The 22197-nt window shown below is 69.1% G+C and carries 25 protein-coding genes; 11 read left to right on the forward strand and 14 right to left on the reverse strand.

The window, feature by feature from the left end; translation table 11 throughout:
• Positions 1 to 193 precede the first annotated feature (193 nt).
• The gene (phoH2, locus tag MO1_RS10515) at positions 194 to 1549 is read left to right on the forward strand and encodes an RNA 5'-3' helicase PhoH2 (protein WP_060916003.1); all 1356 of its coding nucleotides are present in this window, start codon (positions 194 to 196) and stop codon (positions 1547 to 1549) included.
• 61 nt (positions 1550 to 1610) lie between these two features.
• Here phoH2 and MO1_RS10520 read toward each other — a convergent pair whose 3' ends face one another.
• The 7 genes from MO1_RS10520 to xseA are packed head-to-tail and all read right to left on the reverse strand — an operon-like array spanning position 1611 to position 7487.
• The gene (locus MO1_RS10520) at positions 1611 to 2267 is read right to left on the reverse strand and encodes a response regulator transcription factor (protein WP_036312301.1); all 657 of its coding nucleotides are present in this window, start codon (positions 2265 to 2267) and stop codon (positions 1611 to 1613) included.
• Positions 2264 to 3244, reverse strand: coding sequence for a sensor histidine kinase (locus MO1_RS10525; protein WP_060916004.1), 981 nt, complete (start codon positions 3242 to 3244; stop codon positions 2264 to 2266). Before MO1_RS10525 ends, MO1_RS10520 begins: the two co-directional genes overlap by 4 nt.
• Positions 3245 to 3254: 10 nt before the next feature.
• Positions 3255 to 4652 carry a class II fumarate hydratase gene (locus MO1_RS10530; RefSeq protein WP_036312305.1) on the reverse strand — a complete coding sequence of 466 codons (1398 nt, stop codon included), beginning with the start codon at positions 4650 to 4652 and terminating at the stop codon, positions 3255 to 3257.
• 49 nt (positions 4653 to 4701) lie between these two features.
• Positions 4702 to 5340, reverse strand: coding sequence for a carbonic anhydrase (locus tag MO1_RS10535; protein ID WP_036312307.1), 639 nt, complete (start codon positions 5338 to 5340; stop codon positions 4702 to 4704).
• A complete protein-coding gene (locus tag MO1_RS10540) occupies positions 5337 to 5960 on the reverse strand; it encodes a DUF4245 family protein (RefSeq protein ID WP_060916005.1) in 624 nt (207 codons plus the stop codon). The genes MO1_RS10535 and MO1_RS10540 overlap by 4 nt, the downstream gene beginning before the upstream one ends.
• Positions 5960 to 6181, reverse strand: a complete 222-nt coding sequence (locus MO1_RS10545; protein ID WP_036312491.1) for an exodeoxyribonuclease VII small subunit — start codon at positions 6179 to 6181, stop codon at positions 5960 to 5962. Before MO1_RS10545 ends, MO1_RS10540 begins: the two co-directional genes overlap by 1 nt.
• A 10-nt stretch (positions 6182 to 6191) precedes the next feature.
• On the reverse strand, positions 6192 to 7487 hold the full coding sequence (xseA, locus tag MO1_RS10550) for an exodeoxyribonuclease VII large subunit (protein ID WP_036312493.1): 1296 nt from the start codon (positions 7485 to 7487) through the stop codon (positions 6192 to 6194).
• Between the two features lie 85 nt (positions 7488 to 7572).
• Between xseA and MO1_RS10555 the strand changes: the two genes are divergently transcribed.
• From MO1_RS10555 to MO1_RS14955, 3 genes are all read left to right on the forward strand, one after another.
• Entirely contained in the window at positions 7573 to 8607 is a 1035-nt protein-coding gene (locus MO1_RS10555) for a 4-hydroxy-3-methylbut-2-enyl diphosphate reductase (RefSeq protein ID WP_036312310.1), read from the forward strand.
• On the forward strand, positions 8604 to 9128 hold the full coding sequence (locus MO1_RS10560) for a DUF6264 family protein (RefSeq protein ID WP_036312311.1): 525 nt from the start codon (positions 8604 to 8606) through the stop codon (positions 9126 to 9128). Before MO1_RS10555 ends, MO1_RS10560 begins: the two co-directional genes overlap by 4 nt.
• A 107-nt stretch (positions 9129 to 9235) precedes the next feature.
• A complete protein-coding gene (locus MO1_RS14955) occupies positions 9236 to 11554 on the forward strand; it encodes a peptidoglycan DD-metalloendopeptidase family protein (RefSeq protein ID WP_303621050.1) in 2319 nt (772 codons plus the stop codon).
• 57 nt (positions 11555 to 11611) lie between these two features.
• Here the strand turns inward: MO1_RS14955 and fbaA are convergent, their stop codons facing one another.
• Positions 11612 to 12643: a class II fructose-bisphosphate aldolase gene (gene fbaA, locus MO1_RS10575; protein WP_036312313.1), complete on the reverse strand. Its 1032-nt coding sequence runs from the start codon at positions 12641 to 12643 to the stop codon at positions 11612 to 11614.
• A gap of 183 nt (positions 12644 to 12826) precedes the next feature.
• Between fbaA and glpX the strand changes: the two genes are divergently transcribed.
• Together glpX and MO1_RS10585 are read left to right on the forward strand one after the other, a co-directional pair.
• Positions 12827 to 13816 (forward strand): class II fructose-bisphosphatase, encoded by a 990-nt coding sequence (glpX, locus tag MO1_RS10580; RefSeq protein ID WP_036312314.1) that lies wholly within the window; start codon positions 12827 to 12829, stop codon positions 13814 to 13816.
• A 133-nt stretch (positions 13817 to 13949) separates the two neighbouring features.
• Complete coding sequence (locus MO1_RS10585) at positions 13950 to 14231, forward strand: hypothetical protein (protein ID WP_036312316.1); 282 nt, start codon at positions 13950 to 13952, stop codon at positions 14229 to 14231.
• On the opposite strand, the gene MO1_RS10590 is transcribed toward MO1_RS10585, so the two are convergent.
• Positions 14209 to 15498, reverse strand: coding sequence for a DNA recombination protein RmuC (locus MO1_RS10590; protein ID WP_060916008.1), 1290 nt, complete (start codon positions 15496 to 15498; stop codon positions 14209 to 14211). The two genes, MO1_RS10585 and MO1_RS10590, sit on opposite strands and share 23 nt — an antisense overlap.
• Positions 15499 to 15555: 57 nt before the next feature.
• Positions 15556 to 16146: a 3'-5' exonuclease gene (locus MO1_RS10595; protein WP_036312319.1), complete on the reverse strand. Its 591-nt coding sequence runs from the start codon at positions 16144 to 16146 to the stop codon at positions 15556 to 15558.
• 108 nt (positions 16147 to 16254) lie between these two features.
• Here MO1_RS10595 and ychF point away from each other — a divergent pair, with 108 nt between their 5' ends.
• Both ychF and MO1_RS10605 read left to right on the forward strand, forming a co-directional pair.
• Positions 16255 to 17328 carry a redox-regulated ATPase YchF gene (gene ychF / locus MO1_RS10600; RefSeq protein ID WP_060916009.1) on the forward strand — a complete coding sequence of 358 codons (1074 nt, stop codon included), beginning with the start codon at positions 16255 to 16257 and terminating at the stop codon, positions 17326 to 17328.
• Between the two features lie 8 nt (positions 17329 to 17336).
• A complete protein-coding gene (locus MO1_RS10605; protein ID WP_036312323.1) occupies positions 17337 to 18110 on the forward strand; it encodes an alpha/beta fold hydrolase in 774 nt (257 codons plus the stop codon).
• Between the two features lie 13 nt (positions 18111 to 18123).
• Here MO1_RS10605 and MO1_RS10610 read toward each other — a convergent pair whose 3' ends face one another.
• The gene (locus MO1_RS10610) at positions 18124 to 19056 is read right to left on the reverse strand and encodes a helix-turn-helix transcriptional regulator (protein ID WP_036312325.1); all 933 of its coding nucleotides are present in this window, start codon (positions 19054 to 19056) and stop codon (positions 18124 to 18126) included.
• Positions 19057 to 19073: 17 nt separating this feature from the next.
• Positions 19074 to 19406, reverse strand: a complete 333-nt coding sequence (locus tag MO1_RS10615; RefSeq protein WP_060916010.1) for a DUF7882 family protein — start codon at positions 19404 to 19406, stop codon at positions 19074 to 19076.
• Positions 19407 to 19542: 136 nt separating this feature from the next.
• On the opposite strand from MO1_RS10615, the gene MO1_RS10620 reads away from it, so the two are divergent.
• A complete protein-coding gene (locus MO1_RS10620) occupies positions 19543 to 20466 on the forward strand; it encodes a helix-turn-helix domain-containing protein (protein ID WP_060916011.1) in 924 nt (307 codons plus the stop codon).
• A 12-nt stretch (positions 20467 to 20478) separates the two neighbouring features.
• Here MO1_RS10620 and MO1_RS10625 read toward each other — a convergent pair whose 3' ends face one another.
• Positions 20479 to 20667: a hypothetical protein gene (locus MO1_RS10625; RefSeq protein ID WP_036312331.1), complete on the reverse strand. Its 189-nt coding sequence runs from the start codon at positions 20665 to 20667 to the stop codon at positions 20479 to 20481.
• Positions 20668 to 20816: 149 nt separating this feature from the next.
• Here MO1_RS10625 and MO1_RS10630 point away from each other — a divergent pair, with 149 nt between their 5' ends.
• Complete coding sequence (locus MO1_RS10630; RefSeq protein WP_036312332.1) at positions 20817 to 21383, forward strand: copper resistance CopC family protein; 567 nt, start codon at positions 20817 to 20819, stop codon at positions 21381 to 21383.
• A gap of 30 nt (positions 21384 to 21413) precedes the next feature.
• On the opposite strand, the gene MO1_RS10635 is transcribed toward MO1_RS10630, so the two are convergent.
• Entirely contained in the window at positions 21414 to 21962 is a 549-nt protein-coding gene (locus tag MO1_RS10635) for a type 1 glutamine amidotransferase domain-containing protein (RefSeq protein WP_036312334.1), read from the reverse strand.
• An 86-nt stretch (positions 21963 to 22048) separates the two neighbouring features.
• On the opposite strand from MO1_RS10635, the gene MO1_RS14780 reads away from it, so the two are divergent.
• Complete coding sequence (locus MO1_RS14780; protein ID WP_162531345.1) at positions 22049 to 22186, forward strand: hypothetical protein; 138 nt, start codon at positions 22049 to 22051, stop codon at positions 22184 to 22186.
• Positions 22187 to 22197: the final 11 nt, after the last annotated feature.

Consider the following 22197-nt stretch of genomic DNA (forward strand, 5'->3'; position numbering starts at 1 on the left):
CGCTGGCACCGGCGACACGGAGAGTTCACGTCGCCGACACATCCGGCGGCGTGTCGTGGCGGCGGAGAGTCGCCGGCGAAGCCTACGTTCATCCCAACGGGCAAAGCGCCCGTCGAGTCGGCCTCTCACGACTCGTGACCCCAGGTCGACTCGTGACTGCCGGGTGGGTTCCCACCCGGGGCGGGAGTGGGTTGTGACCACACGAGCACCTGAGAAGCAGCGTTACCAGGAAGAGTCCGCGGAAGCGGCAGAGGACCAGGATCTCCGCACCTACGTGCTGGACACCTCCGTCCTTCTGAGCGATCCGCGCGCACTGTTCCGCTTCGCTGAGCACTCCGTCGTGCTGCCGGTCGTCGTCATCACCGAGTTGGAGCGCAAGCGCCACGATCCGGAGATCGGCTACTTCGCCCGGCAAGCCCTGCGCCACCTCGACGAACTGCGCGTCGAGCATGGCCGTCTCGACTTTCCGGTTCCGGTCGGCGAGGACGGGACCCTCCGCGTCGAACTCACGAACACCGATCCGACCGTCCTCCCGGCCGGCATGCGCCTCGGCGACAACGACACCCGCATCCTGTCGGTCGCGATGCACCTCAGCCAGGAGGGACAGTCCGTCACGGTCGTGTCCAAGGATCTGCCGATGCGCGTCAAAGCAGCGTCGCTCGGTCTCCACGCGGAGGAGTATCTCGCCGAGCAGGCCGTCGACTCGGGGTGGACAGGGATCGCATCGATCGATCTGTCCGGCGACGAGGTGAGCGATCTCTACGACAGCGAGGTGGGGGTCAGCGAGGACGTCCGCGGGCTCCCCGTCAACACGGGTCTCGTGATCCACTCCGAGCGCGGCTCCGCCCTCGGGCGGGTGACCGGCGACGGTTCGTACAAGCTCGTCCGCGGCGATCGCGACGTCTTCGGTCTGCACGGTCGTTCGGCCGAGCAGCGGATCGCCATCGACCTGCTGTCCGATCCCGAGGTTGGCATCGTCTCCCTCGGTGGACGCGCCGGCACCGGGAAGTCGGCGCTCGCCCTCTGCGCCGGTCTCCAGTCGGTGCTCGAGCAGCAGCAGCAGAAGAAGATCATCGTCTTCCGTCCGCTGTTCGCCGTCGGCGGTCAGGAGCTCGGCTACCTGCCGGGCGACCAGCAGGAGAAGATGAACCCCTGGGGGCAGGCGGTGTTCGACACGCTGGGATCCGTCGTGACGGGCAACGTCCTCGAGGAGGTCGTCGCACGGGGCCTGCTCGAGGTGATGCCCCTCACCCACATCCGCGGCCGGTCGCTCCACGACGCGTTCGTGATCGTCGACGAAGCGCAGTCACTCGAGCGGAACGTCCTGCTCACCGTCCTCAGCCGCATCGGGCAGAACTCCCGTGTCGTGCTGACCCATGACGTCGGCCAGCGCGACAACCTGCGAGTAGGGCGTCACGACGGCATCGCGTCGGTCATCGAGACCCTCAAGGGGCACGACCTGTTCGGTCACGTGACGCTCATGCGGTCGGAGCGCTCGGCGATCGCGGCCCTCGTCACCGACCTGTTGGAGGCAGGCGAGCTCAGCTGAGCGGACATTCCCCGCAGGACGGCCCCGATCGGAAGACCGGGGCCGTCCTGCGAACAGGGGCTCAGTCCCAGCGGTACCCCTCGCCGCGCACCGTGACGATGTGGTCGGCGCCGAGCTTGGCGCGAAGGTAGCGGACGTACACATCGACGACATTCGACCCGGGGTCGAAGTCGAGACCCCACACCCGGCTGAGGAGGACCTCGCGGGTGAGCACGTCGCCGGGGTTGCGGAGGAACTGCTCGGCGAGGGCGAACTCACGCGTGGACAGCTCGACCTCGCGGCCGTCGACGGTCGCTCGCCGGGACAGGATGTCGAGGGTCACCCCGCCACGGGTCAGCGATGTCGGTGCGAGGGCCGCGCTGTCGCGGAGCCGCGAACGCACGCGTGCCATCAGCTCGGCCACCGCGAACGGCTTGGGGACGTAGTCGCTCGCCCCGGCATCCAGTCCTTCGATCGTGTCACTCGTGCCGCTGCGGGCCGTCAGCATGATCACGGGCGTCGTGTGTCCCGCGCCGCGAAGCTCGCGGAGGACATCGAAGCCGTCCATCGTCGGGAGGCCGACATCCAGGACGATGAGGTCGATGTCACCCGCGAGCGCGATCTCGAGGGCATCGGGGCCGTCGTCGACGCCGATGGCCTCGAATCCCTCGGCGTGCACGGCACGCGAGACGAGCGACACGATGTGGGGTTCGTCGTCGACGATCAGGATGCGGGTCATTCAGTGGCCTCTCGCTGCAGGAGCACGTCGCCGGCGCGGATCGGGGACGGCAACGCCCCCCGGGTGCCGATCGGTATCTCCAGGGTGAACGTAGCACCGCCGCCGGGAGTGTCGGCGACCGCGCAGTGACCGCCGTGCGCCTTCGCGATCGCGTCGACGATCGCGAGGCCCAGACCGGACCCCCCGACGTGACGCTTGCCGACCCCGCGGTCGAAACGGCGGAAGATCCGGTGACGCACCGCGGGAGGGATGCCGGGACCATGGTCGCGGACCCAGAGCTGCGCGCCGGCGGAGTGGATCGCGCTGCCGATCTCGATGGCGGTCCCGGCGGGGGAGTACTTCGCGGCGTTGTCTGCGAGCTGCACCCAGGCTTGCAGCAGTCGGTCGCCGTCGGCGCGGATGACGCCGTCGGCGGTCTGCTCGACGCGCCACACGTGGTTGCCGATGACGCCGACCATCTCGGACACCCGCTGCGTGAGCGCGGCGAGGTCCACTTCGCCCGCCGAGATCTGACCGCTCTCCACGGCCGCGAGGACGTCGATGTCGCCGATCAGCCGCGTCATGCGGTCGAGTTCGGCCATTCCGAGCGAGCGGATCGCCTCGACGTCGTCGGTGTCCGCGGCATCCATCATCTCGAGGTGACCGCGCACGATCGTGATGGGCGTCTTCAACTCGTGGCGGACATCGTCGAGGAGTCGCTGTTGCGCCTCGAAGGCGCCCTCGACCGTATCGCCCGCACTCAGCGCAGCCAGGCCGCGTCGTTCGAGCACCGCCCAGCCCACCACGCCGATCCCGGCGAGGGCGGGGACGGCGGCGACCAGCCAGGCGATCGCCGTCCAGCCGGCCGCCTGCGGCGCGGTCAGCAAGACGACGACGAACGCCGCCGCACCCACGCCGACGAGGCCCGCCGAGGACACTGCGAGAAGGATCCCGAGTCCCGGCGTACCCCGTCGCGGTGGTGCGGCGGCGCTGTTCACGCTCTGATTATCAACCAGGGTGGGTCATCGAGAGGAGGTCGAGCTTCTCATCGAGCTGCTGCTCGGTGAGTTCACCCCGCTCGACGTATCCGAGTTCGATGACCGCGTCCCGGACGGTGATGCCCTTCGAGACGGAGTACTTCGCGATCTTGGCAGCCGCTTCGTAGCCGATCAGCTTGTTCAGCGGAGTGACGATCGAGGGCGACATGCCGGCGTAGGCCGCGGCCCGCTCGACGTTCGCCTCGAGGCCCGACACCGTCTTGTCGGCGAGGACCCGCATCGCGTTGGAGAGAAGCCGGATCGACTCGAGAAGCGCCGTGCCCATGACGGGGATCGCGACGTTGAGCTCGAACGAACCGGATGCCCCGGCCCACGCGACCGTCGCATCGTTGCCGATGACGCGGGCAGCCACCATGAGCGTCGCCTCGGGGACGACGGGGTTGACCTTGCCGGGCATGATCGAGGAGCCGGGCTGCAGGTCGGGGATGTGGAGCTCGCCGAGGCCCGTGTTGGGACCCGAGCCCATCCAGCGGATGTCGTTGTTGATCTTCGTGAGCGAGACGGCGATCGTGCGGAGCGCGCCGGAGGCCTCGACGAGGCCGTCGCGGTTGGCCTGTGCCTCGAAGTGGTCCTTCGCCTCCGTGATCGGCAGCTCGGTCTCCGCGGCGAGGATCTCGATGACCTTCTGCGGGAACCCGAGCGGCGTGTTGATGCCCGTGCCGACGGCCGTGCCGCCGAGCGGCACCTCGCCGACTCGGGGGAGGACGGACTGCACGCGCTCGATGCCGAGGCGCATCTGCCGCGCGTACCCGCCGAACTCCTGGCCCAGGGTCACGGGAGTGGCGTCCATCAGGTGCGTGCGGCCGCTCTTGACGACGCTCTTCCAGGCATCGGCCTTCTCCTCGAGCGCCACGGCGAGGTGGTCGAGAGCGGGGATGAGGTCGTCGATGAGGGCCTGCGTCACAGCGATGTGCACGGAGGTGGGGAAGACATCGTTGGAGGACTGCGACGCGTTGACGTGATCGTTCGGGTGCACCGTGGCGCCGAGCCGGCGCGTCGCGAGAGTCGCGAGGACCTCGTTCATGTTCATGTTCGACGAGGTGCCCGAACCGGTCTGGTAGGTGTCGACCGGGAAGTGCGCGTCGTACGCGCCGGTGACGACCTCGTCGGCCGCCCAGGCGATGGCGTCCGCGATCGCGCCGTCGAGCGTGCCAAGGTCCTTGTTGGCCAGGGCTGCCGCCTTCTTGATGCGTGCCAGGGCAGCGATCTGCGTCGACTCGAGGCCCGACCCGGAGATGGGGAAGTTCTCCACGGCTCGCTGGGTCTGTGCGGCGTAGAGCGCGTCTTTGGGCACTCGCACCTCACCCATCGTGTCGTGCTCGATGCGGTAGTCGGTCTCGTCAGTCATGGTCGTTCACGTCCTCGTTTCACGTGTCTGCGGTAGGGGAAGAGAAGTGTCAGCCGGCTTCGCCGACGACGACGTCGGGAATCGCGGTGCCGTCGGCGAGACGGTAGTTCGCGCCGACCACCGCGAGCCGGCCCTCGGCGACGGCGTCGCTGATGAGCTCGGATGAGTGGAGGATGCCGGCGACGGTGTCGCGCAGGTGTTCGCGGCCGACTTCTTCCGCGTCGACCGTTGCTGAGGTCGCCCCCGGAGACGCCTGCAAGACGCGTCGGACGGCGGGGACGATTGGAGCGACCTGACGCCAGATCCCGGCGGGCAGCGCGGGGGCATCCGGGGCGGTGGAGTCGATCGCGGCGCGCACGGCGCCGCACTCGTCGTGACCGAGGACGACGATGAGGGGGACGCCCAGGACGGCGACGGCATACTCGAGGCTGCCGGTGACGGAGTCCGAGATCACCTGGCCGGCATTTCGGATGACGAAGAGATCGCCGAGTCCTTCGTCGAAGATGATCTCGGCCGCCAGGCGGGAGTCGGAGCAACCGAACAGAGCCGCCGTCGGCCGCTGCGAGTGCGCGAGCTCGTGTCGACGCTCGGCGTCCTGGCGGGGGTGCTCTGGCTCACCGGCGACGAACCGGCGGTTGCCCGCCAGCATCGCGGACCACACATCGGACGGGGACGGGCTTGTGCTCATCGCGCCTCTTCTCGCAGGGTACGGATCTGGTCGCCGAGTCCTTCGGCGACCGTCGTGGCGGCCGTGCGCTCGGTCGACTCCGCGAGACCGATGATGACGGTGTCGGAGCCGATCGTCGTGGCCAGGGCGTAGTCGATCTTCTGGACGTCGGCGGGGAGGTCGTAGACGTCCCATTCGATCCCCGCGATCGTCGTCGTCTTCGTCGGCGCGTATCCGCCCAACTGGCGGGACACCCAGCCGTCCGGAGCGCTGAAGGCTTGGGTCACCTCGACGAAACCGCGCGGCGGCGCGTAGACCACGCGCCACTCGCCACCTTCGACGAGCGCAGAGTTGGCGCGCCAGTCGCTCGGCACCTTCGGGACGACCACGCCGTGGCCGGCCGTCGACTCGGCCTCGGCGGCGGAGCCGGCGACGTCCGCTTCGGGGATGTCGGCGGGGGTGCCACGAGGTACGCCCAGGTAGACCACGGCCATGATGCCGACGCAGACGATGAGAGCGGCGATGAGGTTACGGAACGTCTTACTCGAGCGGTAGCGCTGGGATGACGCGGCCTTCCGGGCGGCGGTCTCCTCGGGCGTCTCGGGGCGGCCGAGCTCGGCGACGACGCGGGGTCTCGCCATCAGGACACGGTCCCGCCATCGGGGCGCGCTTCGTCGAGTCGACGTTTCGCGCCGAGCAGCCACTCCTCGCAGCGTGCCGCCAGAGCCTCGCCGCGGGTCCACAGGCTGAGCGACTCCTCGAGGGTGGGAGAGCCCTGTTCGAGCTGCGCGACCACCTGGACGAGCTCATCGCGGGCCTGTTCGAAGGTGAGGGTCGACACTTCTCCCGCGTCGGTCGTCATGGCACCCATCCTAGTTCGCGGAGGAGGCGGCATCCGCCCCCGTCTCGGCGATCTCGCCCGCCGAGCGAGCCGCGAACGAGCCGCGACCCACGGTCACCACGACGTCCGCACCGGCGGGTGCCTGCGCGGCGTCGCGGACGATGCCCCCTCCGGGCAGATGAGCGATCGCGTACCCCCGGTCGAGCGTTGCGCCGGGTGACAGGGCCCGAAGGGAGGCCCGGAGCTCCGCCGTCGCGCGGGCTGCGGCATCCCATCGCCGCGCCATCACGTCGCGACCCCGCGACGACAGTGCGACGACCTCCTGCGCACGACCGGTGAGCATCGATTCCGGGTCTCGGAGGACGGGACGCGACCGCAGCTGCCCGAGCGCCGCGATGTCGTGCCCGACACGCTGCGTGAGGCGCGTGCGCGCGCGGCTGCGGAGCTGCTGCACGAGCGCCCGTTGCTCGGTCACATCCGGCACGACGCGCTTCGCCGCGTCAGTCGGAGTCGACGCGCGGAGGTCGGCGACCTCGTCGAGCAGCGGGTGGTCGTTCTCGTGCCCGATGGCCGAGACGACCGGAGTGGATGCCGCGGCCACCGCGCGGACGAGTCGCTCGTCGCTGAAGCCCAGGAGCGACTGGGGGTCGCCGCCGCCGCGGGCGATGATGATGACGTCCACCTCGGGATCGGCGTCGAGCGTCGCGAGCGCTGCGAGTGTCTCGGGGACGCAGCGGTCGCCCTGGACCGCCGCGTGGACCGTCCGGAAGCGCACGTGCGGCCAGCGCAGCTCGGCGTTGCGGTGGACGTCCTTCTCCGCGTCGCTGCGCTCACCCGTGATCAGGCCGATGACGTGGGGGAGGAAGGGAAGAGCCTTCTTCCTCGCCGGATCGAACAGGCCTTCTGCGCGGAGCGCGGACCGCAGCCGCTCCAGCCGCTCGAGCTGGTCGCCGAGACCGGTGTGGCGCATCGCAGAAACGGTGAAGCTGAAGTCGCCCGTCTTGACGAAGTAGTCGGCCTTCACGCAGGCGACGACACGATCGCCGACCTTCAGGTCGCCGGGGGTGCGCTGCAGGGTCGAGGACCACATGCGGAAAGACAGCAAGCCGTCGCCGGCGGCATCCTTCAAACGTCCGAAGACGTGACCGCCCCGCAGGTTCCAGGCGGTGATCTCACCCTCGACCCAGACGGCCCCCCACTTCTGGACGAAGTCGCGGATGGTCTCGTTGAGGCGGGAGACCGAGGTCGGGGTGTCGGGAGAGGAGTCCCGCGGATGCACGGCATCCGGCGGAGGAACAGCGCCGGCCTCGGTCTGGAAAGTCGTCACGGACACCCATCTTGGTGCACACGTCCCCCACCCAGCCGGGGGTTCGTACAATCAAGGAGTGACTTCACCTGCCGTTTCGCTGCCGATGCCCCGTATCCCGGGTGCACGCGGGCGGCTCGTCGACCTTCCCGTCCAGGGCGCCAAGCGCGTCCTCCTCGCCGCTCCGCGCGGCTACTGCGCGGGAGTCGACCGCGCGGTCATCGCCGTCGAGAAGGCGCTGGAGCGCTACGGTGCGCCGGTCTACGTCCGCAAGCAGATCGTCCACAACATCCACGTCGTGACCGAGCTCGAATCGATGGGCGCGATCTTCGTCGATGAGGTCGACGAGGTTCCCGAGGGTGCGCACGTCGTCTTCAGCGCGCACGGCGTCTCGCCTGCTGTCGTGAACGCGGCGGCCGATCGCGGACTTCAGGCGATCGACGCGACCTGCCCGCTCGTGACGAAGGTCCACCGCGAAGCGGTGCGTTTCGCCCGCGACGACTTCGAGATCCTCCTCATCGGGCACGACGGACACGAAGAGGTCGAGGGCACCGCAGGAGAGGCCCCCGACCACGTCACCGTCGTCAACTCGCCCGAAGAGGCTGACACGGTCGTCGTCAAGGACCCCGACAAGGTCGTGTGGCTGTCGCAGACGACGCTGTCGGTCGACGAGACGATGGACACCGTCCGCCGACTCCGCGAGCGCTTCCCGAATCTGCAGGACCCGCCTTCCGACGACATCTGCTACGCGACGCAGAACCGTCAGGTGGCGATCAAGAAGGTGTCGAAGGATGCCGACCTCGTGATCGTCGTCGGATCGGCGAACTCGTCGAACAGCGTGCGTCTGGTCGAGGTCGCCCTCGAGTACGGCGCGAAGGCCGCCTATCGCGTGGACTACTCGCACGAGATCAAGCAGGAATGGCTCGACGGTGTCGAGACCGTCGGCGTCACGTCGGGCGCGTCGGTCCCCGAGGTCCTCGTGACCGAAGTGCTCGAAGATCTCGCCGGTGCCGGATATCGCGACGTCGCCGAGGTGAAGACCGCGGAGGAGGACCTCATGTTCTCACTCCCCAAGGAGCTCCGCCAGGACCTCGAAGGTCGCCGCGACGAGCGCGCCCTCGGGGGGCGGAACCGCCCGTGAGCGACGAACCCCGTCCGCGCCCGCAGTACGGGGAGTACGCGACGCCCGAGCAGCAGCGCGCGGCGATCCAGCAGCCCGAGGCGGCACCGACGGCATCCGCTGACCCGCCGCACCCGCCGACGGCGCCCGCCACGACCGTCGCAGCGCGCCCCACGCGGACGGCGGATCGCGTCATCACGCTGGCGTTGCTCATCTACGGGCTGGTCACGGTGATCAGCGCGGTCCCACAGCTGGTCGATTTCAGCGAGTTCGCGAAGACCTGGATGACGGTGGCCGGCGTCGACGGCGAATTCACCAACACCGCGCAGGGCGCTCTGTGGGGCGGCATCGCCGCCACGGTCTTCGCCGTCGGATGGCTGATGACCGCCGGATTCGCCTGGTGGTCGCTCGCCCGGGGCCGGCTCAGCTGGTGGATTCCGCTGGTCGGAGCGATCGTGACGTTCGTGATCGTCAGCGTCTGCCTCGTCGTGCCCCTCTTCGGCGATGCCGGGCTCATGCGCGGTCTCGCCGTCGTCGGCTGACATCAGCCGCACCCGCATTCGCGCAAGCAGTTGAGTGAGAATCCTCTCACCTGGTATTTTTGAGCTACTGCGGGTGCTTCCTCGCGTGTTCCATTCGGGAGGAAACCGTGCACCGCACATCGCCCCGGAGGCTTGCCTCCTTCGTCGTCGTCACCGCGGCGACCCTCGCGCTGATCCTGTCCGGGCCGAACGCCGCGTCCGCCGCCTCGGTTCGCGCCGCTCCGACGTCCCCTGCGCCGACGCCGACAGCCACCCGCACACCGACGCCCACACCGACCCAGACCCCGGTGCGCGCCTTCACGTCGGCGCCCCGGCCGACGATCACGGGCACTCTGCGGGTGGGAAGCACGGTGACGGCCGTATCCGGCGCATGGGCTCCGACGGCGACGATCCGGTATCAGTGGCGACTCGACGGCGCCGCCGTGTCGGGCGCGACCTCGCGCACCTTCGCGCTTCCGGCCGGATCGCTCGGCAAGCGGGTCACCGTCACGGTGACCGCGACGCGGGCCGGGTACCGGACGACGAGCACGACGTCGGCTGCCTCAGTGGCGGTGGCGCGGGGAACGCTCGTGCGTGGGAGTCTCAAGGTCGCGGGCGCGCCCACCGTCGGCTCCACCCTGACCGCCTCGGCTCCGGGATTCGGGCCCGCGCCGGTCTCCTTCGCGTGGCAGTGGTCGCGCGATGGGAAGGCGATCCCGGGGGCGACGCGCCACACGTATGCCCCCGTGACCGCCGACCTCGATCGGAAGCTTACCGTTCGTGTCTCGCTGACGAAGCCCGGATACACCGGGGTCGCCCTCACGTCGGCGGCCGTCACCGTCGGCCGGGCCTTCACCGCTGCGCCGACTCCGACGATCTCGGGGACGGTCTCCGTGGGCTCGACCGTCAAGGTCGCCTCCGCGGCATGGAAGCCGACCCCCGCGACCCTCACCTATCAGTGGCTGCGCGGGGGCAAGGCGATCGCCGGAGCGACCGGCTCCTCGTACAAGATCGTCGCTGCGGATGCCGGGGTCGCGCTCTCCGTCCGCGTCCGTGCGGCGAAGGGCGGGTACACCCCGGTGTCCCGCACCAGTGCGGGAGTCGCCGTGCCGCGCGTGCTCACCGTGCCCGGCACCGTGACGATCTCCGGCACCGGCACAGTGAGGGAGACGCTGACCGCACAACCCGGCGCCTGGGGGCCGGGCACCGTGACGTTCGCCTACCAGTGGCTTCGCGGCGGCTCGCCGATCGCCGGTGCGACGGCTCGCACCTATCGTCCGGTCGCGGCGGATGCCGGGAAGGTCGTCTCGGTCCGCATCACGGGCGCGCGTTCCGGCTACACGACGGTGGTGCGGACCTCGGCGGGGACATCCGTCTTCGCAGCCTTCACCGCCACCCCGACTCCGACGATCAGCGGAACGCTGAAGGCCGGGAGCACCTTGAGCGTGCAGACGGGCCAGTGGCAGCCGTCCTCGACAGCGCTGCGCGTGCAGTGGCGAGTCGACGGCGGTGCGATCGCCGGTGCGACTGGTCAGGCCTGGCAGGTTCCGACCTGGGCCGCGGGTCGCTCCGTCACCGTGTCGGTCACGGCCACCAAGAAGGACTACCGGACGGTGACGAAGACATCGGCTGCGAAGAAGGTCTCGTGGTCGCTCGGCGACACCATCACGCCGGGGACGACGCTTCGCACCGGCGTGCAGCTCACCTCACCGGATGGTCGATACGCGTTCAAGATGCTGGGCGACGGGAACGTCGCTGTGACCCGCGGCTACGCGCTCGTCCGGACGGCCAAGACGACGGGAACCCTCGACGGGACGCTGGTGTTCACCGGCGACGGCGAGCTCATGCTGCTGAACGAGAACGACGTCGCGCTGTGGTCGTCGAAGACCGCCGGGCTGGGGGCGACCGCGCTGCGGCTCGGGAACGACGGCATCCTCCGTCTGCTGGACGGCGAGGGCAAGGCCGTCTGGACCAGCTTGCGGATGCCGGTGGTCTCCGACGCCACCGCCGCGGGGTCGTCTGTGCCGGGGCGCTATGGCTGGGCCTACCCGCTGCGACCCAACGGCTCGTTCACAACGTACGCGGGCCACAGCGGCGACGACATCGCCGCGCCGACGGGCACACCGGTCTACACGATGCGCGGAGGGACGGTGTCGCTTCGCGAAGTCTGGATCACGTCGGGGTGCCCGTCCTGGGCCCCGAACAAGTCGAAGCAGAAAGAGGTCGTCGTCACCTCGACGGTCGACGGCACCAAAATCGTGCAGGTCTACGCCCACCTCAGCGCATTCTCCGTGAAGGCCGGTCAGACGGTCGCCGCCGGTCAGCGCATCGGTGCGGTCGGTTCGACGGGCTGCTCGACGGGTCCCCACCTCCACACCGCATTCACGGTCGACGGGGTGAGGTACGCCCTCTATCCGCGGGATGTCCTCGGTACCGCGTCCTACTGACACGAACGACGAAGCCCCGGTCCGAAAGGGACCGGGGCTTCGTCGTTCACTGGAGGATCAGACGCCGAGCGACTTGCCCGCCGAACCGAGCTGCTGTGTGGCGGCGACGACGCGCTCGGCCATCGAGGACTCGGCGACCTTGCCCCAGGCGCGGGGGTCGTACTGCTTCTTGTTGCCGACCTCGCCGTCGAGCTTCAGCACACCCTCGTAGTTGGCGAACATGAAGCCGGCCACCGAACGGGTGAAGGCGTACTGCGTGTCGGTGTCGATGTTCATCTTGACGACGCCGTTGCTCACCGCGACCGCGATCTCCTCGTCCGACGAACCGCTGCCACCGTGGAAGACCAGGTCGAGGGGCTTCGCGCCGGTACCGAAGTGCGCGGCGATGCCCTCCTGGATCTCGCCGAGCAGTTCGGGGCGGAGCTTGACGCCGCCGGGCTTGTACACACCGTGGACGTTGCCGAAGGTCAGAGCGGAGATGTACCGGCCGTTCTCTCCGAGACCGAGGGCCTCGACGGCCTTCGTGACGTCTGCGACGGTCGTGTAGAGGGCGTCGTTCGAGCCCTCGTGCTGGACGCCGTCCTCTTCGCCGCCGACGACACCGACCTCGATCTCGAGGATCGCGTTGATGTTCTTCATGCGGGGGAGGAGATCCTTGGCGATCTCGATGTTTTCGCCGAGGGGAACAGCCGAACCGTCCCACATGTGCGACTGGAAGATCGGGTTGCGGCCGGCCTTGACCTCGGCCTCGGACGCCTCGATGAGCGGGAGGACGAAGCCGGGGAGGGCATCCTTCGGGCAGTGGTCGGTGTGGAGGGCGACCGTGATCGGGTAGTTCTTCGCCACCTCGGTGACGTAGGCGGCGAACGCCAGCGCGCCCGTGGCGCGGCCCTTGACCGTGTGCCCGGCGAAGTAGTCCGCACCGCCGGTCGTGACCTGGAGGATGCCGTCGGAGCCGGCCTCGGTCAGGCCCTGGAGGACGGCGTTGATGGTCTGCGAGCTCGAGACGTTGATCGCGGGGTAGGCGAAGCCGCCTGCCTTCGCGCGGTCCAGCATGTCGGCGTACTGGTCGGGTGTGGCGACGGGCATGTCAGCTCCTCGGAGAAGTCAATGATTCCCCGCAACTCTATCGAAGGGATGCCGTCTCCTCCGGTGCCGCCAACGGGAGGGAGATGCGCCGCTCTCTTCCTGAGCGGAAAGATTCGGTGTTCCTTCCTCGGATCGACACCGGAAACAGGGAGTGGACGGAGCGGGCCGTCCTAGGCTGTGCCCATGGTGAGCCTGACTGCCGACATGAGTCCGCTGCATCCCGACCGAAACCTCGCGCTGGAGCTCGTCCGCGCGACGGAGGCGGCCGCGATCCGATCCGTCCCCTTCATCGGGCGGGGGAAGAAAGAGCTTGCCGACGGAGCGGCGGTCGATGCGATGCGGGCGTTCCTCACGACCGTGAACTTCGACGGCGTGATCGTCATCGGCGAGGGCGAGAAGGACAACGCTCCGATGCTGTTCAACGGCGAGCGCGTCGGCACGGGGCGCGGTCCGCAGTGCGACATCGCTGTGGACCCCATCGACGGCACGACCCTCACCGCGGAAGGGCGCAACAACGCGCTCTCGGTGATCGCTGTCGCAGATCGGGGGGCGATGCTCGACGCATCCACCGTCTTCTACATGGACAAGATCGTGACGGGGCCGGAGGGTGTCGGCGTCGTCGACATCCGTCTTCCCATCGCGGAGAACATCACGCGCCTCGCGAGGGCCCTCGACAAGCCCGTGGACGAGCTCGTCGTCTCGGTCCTGAACCGTCCGCGGCACGCGAAGCTCATCGAGGAGATCCGGGACGCGGGCGCGGGTACCCGTCTGATGAGCGACGGCGATGTCGCCGGGGGTATCAACGCGGCCCGACACAATGCACGCACCGACATGTGCGTGGGCGTCGGCGGCAGCCCCGAGGGCATCGTCACCGCCTGCGCGATCAAGGCGCTCGGCGGGCACATCCAGGGGCGGTTGTGGGCGCGCGACGACGACGAGAAGCAGCGCGGGATCGATGCGGGTCTGAAACTGGACGACCACGTCTACGAAGCCGACGATCTCGTCCGCGGGAGCAACACGCTCTTCGTCGCGACGGGCGTCACCAACGGCGAACTCGTGGGTGGCGTGCGACGCGCCGGAGACTTCGTCTACACGGAGAGTGTCGTCCTGCGCGGCGCCTCGGGGACGCTTCGGCGCATCTCTTCGGAGCACCTGACGTCGAAGTGGCTGTGACGGTCGTCTGACCAATCCGGGCCCGGGGACACGCGCGGAAGGCGCCAACCCAGGATCACGGGCGACCCCTCTGGCACAATGGGCCGTGGTGTCAGCGATCCCCGGCACTCGCCACCGCCCCCCAGGAGTCTCCATGTCCACCGCATCAAGCGATCCGCGTACGGGTCAGCTTTCGCTCACTGGTCACCTGCCTGTCACACCGACGGGGCAGATCCCGATCGTGGGTCAGACGGCCACGGGGCCTCGTCCTGTCACGGCTCAGATCCCCGTGATCGACGACCCCGCGCGTCGGCCCGACGTGCTCCTGCGGCGACGGATGCCTCCCGGCCACGAGGTCAACGCATGGTGGCTGATCGGCGCGTTCGTCGCCGTGTCGCTCGGCGTCGTCGGCCTCATGACGTTCTTCCCCTCCTGACCCGCTCCTCTTCAGAGAGGCGCTCGCGCAGTTCGCCGAGGTCGGCGGAGTGGTCGAGATCGTCCAGCAGCTCGGGCGCCGTGAGGCGACGCGTGGTGGATTCGATCGGCGAAGGCGTCGAAAGCGTGTCGAGCTGGGTGTCATCGATACCGGGGAAGCGTCGCGCGCTGACGAGCACGCGGGTCTCGAGCGAACCGGCGAATCGGTTGTAGCTGTCGACCGTCCGCTCGATGGCGCGGCGGAGGTCGTCCGCGTGACCGGCGAGAGAGCCCAAGCGGTGGTAGAGCTCGTTGCCGAGATCGAACAACCTGCGGGCTTCGGTGGACACGTCCTGCTGCGTCCAGGTGTAGGCCACCGTCTTCAGCACCGCCCAGAGGTTCACAGGCGACGCGAGAGCCACCCGCTGGCCGAAGGCGTACTCGAGCAGTGACGGGTCCTCTTCGAGAGCGGCCGCAAGCAGAGACTCGCTGGGGATGAAGCAGACCACGAACTCGGGGCTCGACGGCATCCCCGCCCAGTAGCGTTTCTTCGCCAGCGCATCGATGTGCGTACGCACCGCGGCGACGTGCTTCGCCAGAAGGCGAGATCGACGAGCGCCTTCCTCTCCGACAGCGGTGACGGGGATCGCGCTCGCTTCGAGGTAGGCGTCGAACGGGGCCTTGGCATCGACAGCCAGCGCCTTCTCCCCGGGCAGACGCACGATCAGGTCGGGGCGTCCGCCGCCCGCATCCGAGGTGATGGATGCCTGCGTGTCGAAATCGACGTAGCGGAGGAGGCCCGCGGATTCGACGATCCGCCGCAGTTGCGTCTCGCCCCAGACCCCTCGCGTCCCGTTCGAGCGGAGGGCACCGGCGAGCGACTCCGTCGTGGCGCGCAGCGTCTCGTCGGACTCCTGTGAACGACGCAATTGCTCGGCGAGGGAGCCGAACTGCTCCTGACGGTCGCGCTCGAGGTGGTCCACCTTCTGCTGCATCGCGGCCAGGGTCTCCTGGACCGGTGCCAGCGCCCGGAGCACCGTCTGCTCGCGCCGTTCCCGCTCGTCGCGAGCAGCCTGCTCGGCGTGGACCCGGCTCGTCACCTCGCGGTGCAGAGCCCGCTGCTGGTCGAGCTGCGCCTGCAGGGCGTCACGCGCGGCCTCTGCGGCTGATGCCCGCGCCAGCAGGTCGCTGCGGCGGTTGGCTTCGCGCGTGGTGACGAGCGCGCCGGCCGCGAGGGCGCCGGCGACGAGGCAGACCAGGGCGAGCGCAGTGACGAAGGTGGCATCCATGCCCTCATCGTGCCCGAGCCCTCCGACATCGGCGGGCGCCGCGCGGCGGCGACGCGCTCAGGCGGCGGAGGCGGGGACGGGCTGGGGGATCTGCGGGATGCGAACGCCGAGCAGCATCGCCAACTCGACGAGGTCACCCGCGCCGGCGCGTGCTGCCGCGTCGATGACGATCTGCGCGCAGGCGAGCGCGTCGGCGGTCGCATCGTGGTGCGCGAAGTCGAGGTGCCCCGCGGCTGCAGCGACGAACGGCAGGCGGTACGAGGGCAGGTCGTAGGTCTTCCGGGCGACGTGCACGCTGCAGACGTAACGCGCGGACGGCGCCACGTGGCCGGTGGCCTCGCACGCGCTTCGGAGCACTCGCATGTCAAACCCGGCGTTGTGGGCGACGAGCACATCGTCGCCCACGAAGTCGAGCAGGCGGGGGAGCTGCTCCGGCCACGTCTCGGCGGTTGCGACATCGGATTCACGGATGCCGTGGATGCCGACATTGATCTCGAAGAAGCGATCGTGACCGGCAGGCGGGCGGATGAGCCAGCCCTCGGAGGCGACGACACGGCCGTCCCGCACTCGCGCCAGGCCCACCGCGCAGGCGGAAGCGTTCGAGGAGTTCGCCGTTTCGAAGTCGATCGCGGTGAAGTCCAAGCCCATGACCCCACCCTCTCCGCCGACGGCGCCGTCGCCGCGGAGGCGCGCCGTCGCCGTTTCGACAGGCCGGGGGCGCAGCCAGGCGGCGTCCGCCGCGTAGAGTGGATGCCCGTGGCTCTCACCATCGGAATCGTCGGACTGCCCAACGTCGGCAAGTCCACCCTCTTCAACGCTCTCACCAAGAACGACGTGCTCGCGGCGAACTACCCGTTCGCGACGATCGAGCCCAACGTCGGCGTGGTGAACCTGCCCGACCCGCGGCTGGACGTTCTGGCGGAGATCTTCTCCTCGGAGCGCATCCTCCCGGCGACCGTGTCGTTCGTCGACATCGCCGGGATCGTCCGCGGCGCGAGTGAGGGCGAGGGACTCGGCAACAAGTTCCTCGCGAACATCCGCGAGGCGGACGCCATCGCTCAGGTCGTCCGCGGCTTCGCCGACGACGACGTCGTCCACGTCGACGGGGCTGTGAACCCGAAGAACGACATGGAGACGATCAACGCCGAGCTGCAGCTCGCCGACCTCGAGACGCTCGAGAAGGCGATCGTGCGGTACGAGAAGGAAGTCCGTGGGAAAAAGCTCGACCCCGCAGTCCTCGAGGCCGCGAAGGCCGCTCAGGAGGCGCTGCAGCGCGGCGAGCTGCTCGCGGCATCCGGCATCGACCTCGCCCCCATCCGCGAGCTCGGTCTCCTCAGCGCGAAGCCGTTCATCTTCGTCTTCAACGTCGACGAGGCCGTTTTGACGGATGCCGCCCGCAAGGCGGAACTCGCCGCGCTCGTCGCGCCCGCACACGCCGTCTTCCTCGACGCGAAGATCGAATCCGAACTCGCCGAGCTCGACCCGGAGGATGCTGCCGAGATGCTGGCCTCGACGGGCCAGGAGGAGTCTGGTCTCGACCAGCTCGCCCGTGTCGGGTTCGACACCCTCGGTCTTCAGACGTACCTGACCGCCGGCCCCAAGGAAGCGCGCGCGTGGACCATCGGCAAGGGGTGGAAGGCTCCGCAGGCCGCGGGCGTCATCCACACCGACTTCGAAAAGGGTTTCATCAAGGCGGAGGTCATCTCCTTCGAGGATCTCGTTGCCACCGGCTCGGTGCAGGAAGCGCGCGCCAAGGGCAAGGCTCGCCTCGAGGGCAAGGACTACGTCATGCAGGACGGCGACGTCGTCGAGTTCCGTTTCAACAACTGAGGATTCCCATGACACAGATCCAGCGCCAGGTGTTCGACGCCGAGGCCCGTGCCATTCCGTTCATCGACGAGGGTGAGGGCCCTGCTCTCGTCCTCATCCCCGCGCAGGGGCTCGACGTCGCCTACCTCGGCGGGCTCGCGAGCATCCTCGAGGAGGAGGGCTTCCGGATCGTCCGCATCGGATCGCGGCGCTCCGGCGGCCCCGCTGCCTCGATGCACGACCTCGCGCAGGACGTCGTCGACGTGCTCGATCACCTCGGCGTCGGTTCGGCCTGGATCGGCGGTCACGCCTTCGGTGGCGCGGTCGCCCGAACCGTGGCCCTCGATCACCCCGGTCGTGCGAGCGGCGTGCTGCTGATGGGCGTGGAAGCCACGCGGGCACTCTCGGACGATGCAGCGCGGGCTCTCCGTATCGCCTTCTCGGCACCCGTGGACGCGCCGGACACGGACGCCGTCCGTCTGCTCGTGGGCCCCGGCATCGACGTCGCCCTGGCGTGGGACGTCTTCGCGCGCTCCCGTGACCTCGATGTCGAGGAGCTGCAGAGCGCGGCTCTCGCGTCGACGCCCGTCACCGAGTGGGCGACTCTCGCGTCGTCGCTGCCGATCCTGATCATCCAGGGCGCTGACGACCCCATCACCCCACCCGCCAACGGCGACGACCTGAAGGCGACCGCGGCCGATCGCGCGAGCGTCGTCCGCCTGCCCGACGCGGGGCACCTGTTCCCGATGACGCACCCGGGTGAAACCGCGTTCCAGATCGAGGACTACCTCGGCTGGGATTGACCGTTCTCCGGCGTCAGCGCCGAAGGGTCTCATGGGGGAGTTCACCGAATTCCGTCCGATAATGCTGCGCGAACCTCGGCAGGTGGGCGAAGCCCCAGCGCCGGGCGATCTCGGCGACCGTCGTGCCGTCGGCATCCGCTTTCTGGAGGTCGCGGTGCACGGCTGCGAGCCGCGCCGTGCGGACGTACGAGGCCGGCGTCACGCCGAGCGTCCGCTGGAACGCGCTCTGGAGGCCCCGCACGCTGAGCCGCGCCGCTGCGGCGATGTCTGCGACGCTCAGCGGTTCGCCGAGGTGGTCGTCGACGAAGTCGGTCGCCCGCGCGACGGCGGCAGAGCCGCCGACGGCGTCGGCTGTTTCGGCTTCGATGCCGAAGGTGCTGACCGTCGCGGCGAAGACGGCGTCCACGGCCGCTTGCCGGATGAGGTCGTTGCGGAGGAGCGTGTCGTCGTCGAAGATTCGGCCGACGTGGGCGATCGTCGATTCCCAGTGGTCCTGGAGATCACGCGACAGTGCACCCGAGTGGGGGAACCGCCCGGTGGCGGTGAGATCCCTCCCCGTGAACATTCCGAGCGCGGCGAGGTCGAGGCCGATCGCGTCGGCCTCGACGGTCGATGACCACGTCTCCGCGGAGCCGGGTGTAAGCAGGAACGGGGCGCTGACATCGAGGGGGGAATCGTTGCACCGCGCCCGGACACCACCGCTGCTGATGCGTCCCACCGCGACGTATCCCGAGACGTCGACGTGCGCGTGCAGGAAGCCCGTGGTCCGCAGGCGCGTCAGCCGCAGCCGCTCGTCGCCGAGGGTCCGCTGATACAGCGAAAAAGCGGAGTCAGCCTCGCGGATGGTCACGCCTGAGGCGACCTGCCGCAGCACATCCCCGGCGGAATCGATGTCGAACGCCTCTCGCGTCGTGTCGAGGACGGGAGACGCGTTGTCAACGGCCATGCCTCATCTTCCCCGACTCACTCCACGGTTTCGCTGGATGAGCGTGCACCGGTGGCCTGCGGCTCTGGGACGACGTACAGCCCCGTGGGCGAGTTCGCGACATGGCTCAGAGCATCCAGCCAGGCCGGGTTGAGCGACGGCTGGCGACTGCCGAAGTACTGCCAGTTCAGATCGGCGCCGGGATGCAGCCAGACGACCTGCCGGCCATCGCCGATGCTCTGGTCGTTGCGCCACATGAACGTGAAAGCCTCGCCGCGACGGAGCTTCGTCGTGATCACCAATTGCAGATGCGCAAGCAGCCGATCTTCGAAATCGGTTCGGATGCGGTCGTTGTAGATGAACTTGCCCACAAGGTCCTCTCGTCGTTCGTAATATCCATTATGCGCAGAACATCCGGAATGCGCATGATGCGCGCGGGGGCGCGCGGCATGATGGAAGCGGAGAGGGACTGTCGGTTGTGTCCCGGGTGCGGGAGAAGGAGTCAGGGTGCCAGTTGTTCGCGAGCACTTCAGGTCTGATGACGTCAGCGAAGCGGAGACCTATATTCACCGCAGCTACGGCAGGGTGGAGCTCGATGCCCAGGACCTCGTGTTCGAGGAGTCGAGCGTCGGCGATGAGCGGTTCGGTCTGCGTCGCCTGGACATCCGGGGTGGCTACAGCGCCGAGTGCGATCTCGACGCCGTCATCGTCGTCCACAGCGATGCGCAGTACGAGTGGGAGATCGACGGCGAACGGGGGGATGCCGCGGAACCGGTGCTCTTCCAGCCCGGATACACCCTGGCCTGTCGTCTGGAGGACACCCGCGTCCGAGTCGTCGCACTCCCGTTGGGGGCGTTGACCGAGCTGGCTCGTACGGTCTACAACGACGAGACACTCGCGGTCCGCTTCGACGGCGGCAGAGCCGTCGACCCGGCGCTCCTCCGGGCATGGCGGTCGGCGTCCACGCTTGCCTTCACCGCGGAGGAGTCCCTCGACAACGATCTGGCACGGGCGTCGCTGTTCCGCTCGATTGCCGTGTCGACCCTGGAGGCTTTCCCACTCCTGGGCGATAGGCGCGAGCGCGCCGAGACGGTCGCCCAGCAGCAGCGGGCCTACCGGAGCGCCGTCTCGTTCTTCGAACAGAACGCGTCGCTGCCCATCACCGTCGACGACGCGGCCGCAGCAGCGGGCGTGGGGAGCGCCGCTCTCCGCCGCGCCTTCCTTGCGCACTCGGCAGCAGGTCGCACACCCCTCCAGCACCTGACGGCTGTTCGACTGGACGCCGCCCGCGCCGACATCGTCGCGACCGCGATCGGTTCGCTCGACGATCTCGGAGAGATCGCCTCCCGGTGGGGATTCACGGTGTCGTCCCTGACGCGGCAGCACCTCGACGTGTACGGCATCCGGCCGCAGGAGCTGCTGGGCCTCTGACCTGCTCGCGGTTCAGCCGGTCTCGGCCTCGGGTTGCCCCTGCCCGGGGCCTGGCCGGAAGAGCGCGTCGTCCGCGATGTCGACGCGGGTCACGCCCTCATGCTCGGTGACGACGTAGTGGGATTCGGCGGAGGGAGCACCTCGATCCTCCGGACCTTCGATCTCCCCTGCATCTGCGGGGGAGTCACCCTGCTCGGCCATCTCGGCTCCTTTGCTGTGGTCCTTCGGTCGCTTTGCTGCGGCCAGCGTATGCGCGGGTTCCGCCCGAAGCGGCGGGGCTTGCTGTCGAGGGAACCGGTCGCTAGGTTCCGGCGCAGCCGACCCATAACGAGCGATGGCAAGGTGGAGGTATGACTGCTGCGCTGCTCCGCTCGACCCGCCTCCGCTCCGCGCTGTCCCGCATTGCGATCGTCTCCGCGGGGATCGCAGCATTGCTGGTGCTCGGAGTGTCGGCGCCGGCCTCAGCGCACGACGAGCTGCTCGGCAGCACGCCGTCGGCCGATGAGAAGCTCGCCAGCTCGCCGGCATCCGTCGTTCTGACGTACTCGGCCGCGATCATGCCCGAGGGCGCGAAGGTTGTGGTGTGGGACGCCGACGGCAAAGACTGGACCTCGGGTGACCCGGTCATCGACACGAACACGCTGACCGTGCCCCTCGACTCGAGCATGCCGGATGCCGGCTACCTCGTGGAATGGCGCGTGGTCTCGAGCGACGGCCACCCGATCAGCGGCAAGATCCCCTTCGCGATCGGGGACGCCGCGCCCCTGCAATCGGTGACGTCAGCGCCCGAGGCGACCGACGATGCGTCATCCGTCGTGCCTCTCGTCGTCGGCGGCATCGTGATTGTGGTCGTCGTCGTCGCGGTGATCGCCGTCGTCGTGGTGCGGCGACGCGCGACGCCCCCCACACGCGACTGAGTCACGGCGGAGGGCGTCGGGTGCCGGCGCTCAGACGGTCTGCGCAGGCTGGCGTCCTTCGGCGATCGCCTCGACGAGCTTCTCGTTGAACGCAGGCAGATCGTCGGGAGTGCGGCTCGACACGAGTCCGGCGTCGACGACGACCTCGTCGTCTCGCCAGGTCGCCCCGGCGTTCACGAGGTCGGTGTGCAGGCTCGGGTAGCTCGTGAGAGTGCGGCCGCCGAGGACGTCGGCTTCGACCAGCAGCCACGCGGCGTGACAGATGGCGCCGACCGGCTTGTGCTGGGCGAAGAAATCGCGGGCGAAACGCACCGCGGCGGTGTCGAGGCGGAGATCGTCCGCGTTGACCACGCCGCCGGGAAGGACCAGCGCGTCGTAATCCGCTGCCTCGGCCTCCGCGGAGGTGGCGTCAACGGGCTGCTCGTGCCCGTTCTTCCCGGTGATGGTGCCGGCGCCGGGCGCGATGAGGACCGCCGTCGCTCCCGCATCCGTCACGGCGAGCCAGGGCGAGGTCAGTTCGCTGTCTTCGAATCCGTCGGTCGCGAGGAACGCGACGCGCTTTCCGGTCAAGGTGCTCATGTTCTCGACGGTAAGCGGCGGGGCGGGCGGTCTTCAGGCCCTTGACCGCCGAGCCGGTCCCGGATAGGCGGCGTAGCATGGACGCCATGGCCACCTCGAACCTGCCGACCCCGTCCCTGCAGCCGATCTCGACGCTGACGAACTCGACCGAGGACAAGGTCGTCGTCGAGCTCGTGGACGAGGGTGCCTCGTGCTGCGGCGGGGGCTGCTGCAGCACCAACTGACGACCTGATCG

Source organism: Microbacterium oleivorans NBRC 103075, from assembly GCF_001552475.1.
GTDB classification, from domain to species: Bacteria; Actinomycetota; Actinomycetes; order Actinomycetales; family Microbacteriaceae; genus Microbacterium; species Microbacterium oleivorans.

Coding starts and splice junctions, on each gene's coding strand:
- MO1_RS10535 (WP_036312307.1), bottom strand. CDS start 5,340: ATGAGCACAAGCCCGTCCCCGTCCGATGTGTGGTCCGCGATGCTGGCG.
- fbaA (WP_036312313.1), bottom strand. CDS start 12,643: ATGCCCGTCGCCACACCCGACCAGTACGCCGACATGCTGGACCGCGCG.
- MO1_RS10530 (WP_036312305.1), bottom strand. CDS start 4,652: ATGACTGACGAGACCGACTACCGCATCGAGCACGACACGATGGGTGAG.
- MO1_RS10595 (WP_036312319.1), bottom strand. CDS start 16,146: ATGGGCTTGGACTTCACCGCGATCGACTTCGAAACGGCGAACTCCTCG.
- MO1_RS10610 (WP_036312325.1), bottom strand. CDS start 19,056: ATGGCCGTTGACAACGCGTCTCCCGTCCTCGACACGACGCGAGAGGCG.
- MO1_RS10545 (WP_036312491.1), bottom strand. CDS start 6,181: ATGACGACCGACGCGGGAGAAGTGTCGACCCTCACCTTCGAACAGGCC.
- MO1_RS10585 (WP_036312316.1), top strand. CDS start 13,950: ATGTCCACCGCATCAAGCGATCCGCGTACGGGTCAGCTTTCGCTCACT.
- MO1_RS10630 (WP_036312332.1), top strand. CDS start 20,817: ATGACTGCTGCGCTGCTCCGCTCGACCCGCCTCCGCTCCGCGCTGTCC.
- MO1_RS10590 (WP_060916008.1), bottom strand. CDS start 15,498: ATGGATGCCACCTTCGTCACTGCGCTCGCCCTGGTCTGCCTCGTCGCC.
- glpX (WP_036312314.1), top strand. CDS start 12,827: ATGGTGAGCCTGACTGCCGACATGAGTCCGCTGCATCCCGACCGAAAC.
- MO1_RS14780 (WP_162531345.1), top strand. CDS start 22,049: ATGGCCACCTCGAACCTGCCGACCCCGTCCCTGCAGCCGATCTCGACG.
- MO1_RS10605 (WP_036312323.1), top strand. CDS start 17,337: ATGACACAGATCCAGCGCCAGGTGTTCGACGCCGAGGCCCGTGCCATT.
- MO1_RS10520 (WP_036312301.1), bottom strand. CDS start 2,267: ATGACCCGCATCCTGATCGTCGACGACGAACCCCACATCGTGTCGCTC.
- MO1_RS10540 (WP_060916005.1), bottom strand. CDS start 5,960: ATGGCGAGACCCCGCGTCGTCGCCGAGCTCGGCCGCCCCGAGACGCCC.
- MO1_RS10625 (WP_036312331.1), bottom strand. CDS start 20,667: ATGGCCGAGCAGGGTGACTCCCCCGCAGATGCAGGGGAGATCGAAGGT.
- MO1_RS10555 (WP_036312310.1), top strand. CDS start 7,573: ATGCCCCGTATCCCGGGTGCACGCGGGCGGCTCGTCGACCTTCCCGTC.
- MO1_RS10635 (WP_036312334.1), bottom strand. CDS start 21,962: ATGAGCACCTTGACCGGAAAGCGCGTCGCGTTCCTCGCGACCGACGGA.